This window comes from Pseudomonas sp., assembly GCF_050739995.1.
In the GTDB taxonomy this organism is placed as follows: Bacteria; Pseudomonadota; Gammaproteobacteria; order Pseudomonadales; family Pseudomonadaceae; genus Aquipseudomonas.
This window is the reverse complement of record NZ_JBOICG010000325.1, coordinates 1-4,530: the sequence shown is the minus strand read 5'-3', so window position 1 is coordinate 4,530 and position 4,530 is coordinate 1. Positions and strand designations below refer to the sequence as shown.

Annotated in this window: 5 protein-coding genes; all 5 read right to left on the bottom strand. The window is 59.9% G+C overall.

Annotation, left to right across the window (positions count from 1 at the left end; genetic code table 11):
* The coding region (locus ACRESD_RS10900) for an ABC transporter permease subunit (RefSeq protein ID WP_431750915.1) at positions 1-471 on the bottom strand (471 nt) is incomplete at its 3' end.
* A 16-nt stretch (positions 472-487) separates the two neighbouring features.
* The gene (gene araG, locus ACRESD_RS10895) at positions 488-1,987 is read right to left on the bottom strand and encodes an L-arabinose ABC transporter ATP-binding protein AraG (RefSeq protein ID WP_431750917.1); all 1,500 of its coding nucleotides are present in this window, start codon (positions 1,985-1,987) and stop codon (positions 488-490) included.
* Positions 1,984-2,964 carry a substrate-binding domain-containing protein gene (locus ACRESD_RS10890; protein WP_431750914.1) on the bottom strand — a complete coding sequence of 327 codons (981 nt, stop codon included), beginning with the start codon at positions 2,962-2,964 and terminating at the stop codon, positions 1,984-1,986. Before ACRESD_RS10890 ends, araG begins: the two co-directional genes overlap by 4 nt.
* Before the next feature lie 19 nt (positions 2,965-2,983).
* A complete protein-coding gene (locus tag ACRESD_RS10885) occupies positions 2,984-3,805 on the bottom strand; it encodes an SDR family oxidoreductase (RefSeq protein ID WP_431750913.1) in 822 nt (273 codons plus the stop codon).
* A gap of 236 nt (positions 3,806-4,041) precedes the next feature.
* Positions 4,042-4,521 (bottom strand): N-acetyltransferase family protein, encoded by a 480-nt coding sequence (locus ACRESD_RS10880; RefSeq protein WP_431750916.1) that lies wholly within the window; start codon positions 4,519-4,521, stop codon positions 4,042-4,044.
* Between the last annotated feature and the right edge of the window lie 9 nt (positions 4,522-4,530).

Below are 4,530 nucleotides of genomic sequence, written 5' to 3'. Positions count from 1 at the left end.
GTCCATCACACCGACGGCCTTGCCATTGGAAAAGATGTAGGCCAGCCCGCGCACGATCTGCATGGTGGCCAAGGTCGCGATCAACGCGTTGATGCGCAGCTTGGCAATCACGATGCCGTTGATCAGCCCCACCACCAGGCCCATGGCCAACGCCGCCGATACGCCGAGCACCACGCTGTCGGTGTCGCGAATCACAATCCCCGCCACCACCCCGGCGCAGGCGATCACCGAGCCCACCGACAAGTCGAAATGCCCCGATGCCAGGCAAAACAACATGGTGCAGGCGGCGATGCCCACCGTGGAAATTGCCAGGCCCAGGCCGCGCATGTTCAGCGGCGAGAGGAAGTTGTCGATAAACAGCGCACTGAGCACAAAGATGCTCAACGCCGCGAGCAACATCACCCAGTCATCGAGGAACTTGCGCTGGTTGAAACCCGGCCAGAAGCCTTTTGCAGTCTTTACCTGGGACATATTCACCTCGAATTCCTCAAGCCCGCGTACGCGGTAGGGCCAGTTGCAATAGCCGTGCTTCGTCGGCCTGGTCGCGGCTCAACTCACCGGTCAGGGCGCCCTCACTCATCACCAGGATGCGGTCGGAGATGCCCATCACTTCCGTCAGGTCGCTGGACACGACGATCACCGCAATCCCACTGGCCGCCAGGTTATGGATGATCTGATAGATCTCCGACTTGGCGCCGATGTCGATGCCACGGGTGGGCTCATCCAGCAGCAACACCTTCATCGGCATCGACAGCCAGCGCCCGAGAATGGCCTTCTGCTGATTGCCGCCGGACAGGTACATGATTTTCTGCTGCGCGTTCGGCGTTTTGACTTTCATCGCCTGGATCTGCTGATCGGCGTTGCCCTTCTCCCAGCTTTCACGCAACAGCCAGCCGAACGAGGAATGAGCGCCTCGTGCACTGATGTTGATGTTCTCGGCGACGCTGGCCAGCGGAATGATGCCTTCCTTCTTGCGATCTTCTGGGCACAGCAGCACGCCGGCTTGGATAGCATCGCGCGGTGAACGCAGGTGCAGGGTTTGTCCGCCAAGCTCCAGATGTCCGCCGCTGGCGCGCTCCAGGCCGCTGAGCAGGCGCAACAGCTCAGTACGGCCCGCGCCCACCAAACCGAACAAGCCGAGAATCTCGCCTTTGTGTACCTGCAAGCTGATGGCTTCACGCAGGCCTGGGCCGAGCAACCGATCGACCTTGAGCGCCACCCCACCCAGCTCACGCGGGCGGTAGTCGTAGATGTCCTGAATGTCACGGCCGACCATGCAGGTCACCAGTTGGTCGTGAGTCAGCGTGGCCATGTCGTCAAAGGTGCGCACAAAGCGGCCGTCCTTGAACACCGTCACCGCATCGCAAATCCGGAACACCTCTTCCATGCGATGGGACACGTACAGCACCACCTTGCCCTCATCGCGCAGTCTCGTGATGATTGCCATCAAGCGGTCGATTTCCCGCGCCGACAAGCTGCTGGTGGGCTCATCGAAGGCAATCACATGGGCACCACGGGACAGTGCCTTGGCGATTTCCACCAATTGCCGCTGGCCCAGGGACAAGCGCCCGAGTTTTTCCTGGGGGTCGATTTCATCGGCCAGGCCCTTGAGGCAGGCCAGTGCCTGCTGACGCAGCCGGCTGCGATCCAGCACGCCGAAACGCGACGGCAAATGCCCGAGGAACAGGTTCTCGGCCACGGTCATTTCCGGTACCAGATGCAGCTCTTGGTGAATCACCGCCACACCGCTGGCAATGCTGTCGGCCGCGCTTTTGAAGACCATGACCTGCTCGCCGATCTGCACCGTGCCACTGCTTGGCGTGTAGGCCCCCCCAAGGATTTTCAACAGCGTGGACTTGCCCGCGCCGTTCTCGCCCATCAGCGCATGGACCGAGTGCGGCCGCGCTTCAAAGCTGATCTGCGCCAGGGCCTTGACCCCGGGAAACTCCTTGCCGATGCCATTGAAGCGCAGGGCCGCGCCGGTCATTTCCACAGACCGATCTTGCTCAACTCTTCCTTGAAGTTGGCACGGGTGATCAGGGTCACGTTATCCAATGCGGTGAACTTGGCAGGCTCAGTGCCTTTGGTCACCCACTCGAACATCGCGCTGGCAGTTTTGTAGCCCGACGCATCAGGACTCAGCAGCATCGAGCCGTAGAAACCCGTGTCGGGCTTCTTGAGTTCTTCGATGGCATCGGTGCCGTTGATGCCGACGCCAATCACATTGGCCGCCTTGAAGCCAGCACTTTCGGTGGCGCGTACGCCACCCAGCACGGTGCTGTCGTTCATGCCGCCGATGATCAGGTTTTTCGCGGTGCCGGGCAGTTTCACCAGGGCGGAATTGGTGGCGTCCATGCTACCCGGCACGTCGAGGGTTTTCTGTGCGCTGAACAGGATATGGTCGGCGGGCAAGCCAGCGGCCTTGAGGCCCTCGACTGAGCCGTCGGTGCGCTTCTTGCCGGTCTCCAACTCGTCGAAGGTGTTGATGACAGCGTAAGTTTCCTTCCAGTCCCAGTTGCGATGCCTGGCTTCGGCGGCCATGGCTTCGCCTTGTTTCTGGCCGATCTTGTAGGCGTCCAGGCCGACGTAGGGCACGTCTTCCATCGGCTTGCCCTTGGCGTCGACGAAACGGTCATCCACCGCCAGCACTTTCAGATTGTTGAGTTTGGCCTTGGCCATGATGGCCGGGCCAAGGGACACGTCCGGTGGGCAGATCACAAAGCCTTTGGCGCCATTGGCGGCCAGGGTGTCGATGGCGGATAAGGTCTTCTCGCCGTCAGGCACGGCGATCTTGATCACGGTGAAGCCCTGGTCCTTGCCGGCTTTTTCGGCGAACGCCCACTCGGTCTGGAACCAGGGCTCCTCGGCCTGTTTGACCAAAAAGCCGATCTTCACTTCTTCGGCCGATGCAAAGCCACTGAAGGTAACAGCGAGCGCCAGGGCGCCTAACGTCTTCTTGAACATGAACCACCTCTTCTTGGTATTAGTCGTGGTACATCACAGAACGCCCGCCATCGATCATCAGGCAGGTGGCATTGATAAAGGGGGCTTCGTCGGTGGCGAGGAACAGCGCCGTCATCGCCACCTCGATGGGCTGGCCGATGCGCTTGGGCGGGTGCAGGTCGAACGCACGCTGGCGCTCGGCGTGAGGGTCGGGGAAACCGTTCCAGTAGTCGACGTTTAGCTGGGTCTCGATGTAACCCGGGGCGATCGCGTTTACACGAATCCCCTTGGGCGCGTATTCGATACCCAGGGCACGGGTCAGGCCGAGCAGGCCGTGCTTGGCCACTGGGTAGGGAAAGCAGCCGGGAATGATGTGGCTGGAATGGGTGGAAGCGATGTTGATGATGTTACCGATGCCCTGCTCGATCATGTGCGGCAACACCGTGCGGCAGCCGAACCAGGCACCGTCGAGGTCGATGGCAAAGCAGCGGCGCCAGTCTTCGTCAGTCATCTCCAGCGGATCGCGGAATACATTGACTCCGGCGCAGTTGACCAGCACATCCACGCGACCGAAACGCTCGATGGCCAGATTGACCAACGCCTGCCATTGCGCCTTGGAGGTGATATCGACAGGTTGCGCGACAATTTGCGCACCGCGTTCGCGCCAGTGGGCGGCAACTTTCTCGACCTTTTCGCCCTGGATATCCGCGATGACCAACTGCGCTTGCTGGGCCTGGAAGCAGGCGACAATCGCCTCGCCAATCCCCTGGGCGGCACCGGTGATGATCACCACTTTGTTTTTCAGCCGCTCGCCATAGGTAGGCTCGGGCACCGCGGGTAATGACAACGGTTGGGGCTGCATCGCTTCACCTGTTTTATTTTTGGTAGTGAGTGCTGATGCAGGCGACTATAAACCCATCTTTTGAAATATCTCAATATATAAATTTGCATCCCACATAATGAGAAAAATCAAAAAAAATGTAAGGGGGGGCTTGCCCCCGATAGCGGTGAATCAGTCGACATATCTTTCGCTGACCTACTGCTATCGGGGGCAAGCCCCCTCTCACATTGGATCTTCAATACTTCAGAAAGGTGGCCTCAGCCCTGGGCAAAGTCGCGCAAGGCATCCCCTTCCATGCGGTAACGTACCCATTCTTCCTGAGGTTGGGCGCCGATGGATTTGTAGAAGGCAATCGCCGGTTCGTTCCAGTCCAGCACGCTCCACTCGAAACGGCCGCAGCCGTTATCGCAGGCGATTTTTGCCAGGTGGCGCAACAACTTCTTGCCTGCCCCGCCACCGCGTTGTTCAGGGTTGATGTACAGGTCTTCCAGGTACAGGCAGTTGCTGCCAAGCCACGTGGAATAGCTGAAGAAGAACACCGCAAACCCAATCGGCAAGCCGTCTCGCAAACAGATCAGACCATGGGCGGTGGAGCCCTCGCTGAACAGGCTGCGCTCGATATCCGCCACACTGGCGATCACTTCATGCCGGGCCTTTTCATATTCGGCAAGCTCGGTGATGAAAGTCAGGATCTGCGCAGCATCGCTGGGCACGGCGGGGCGAATCTCGATGGTCATGGGCGGGCC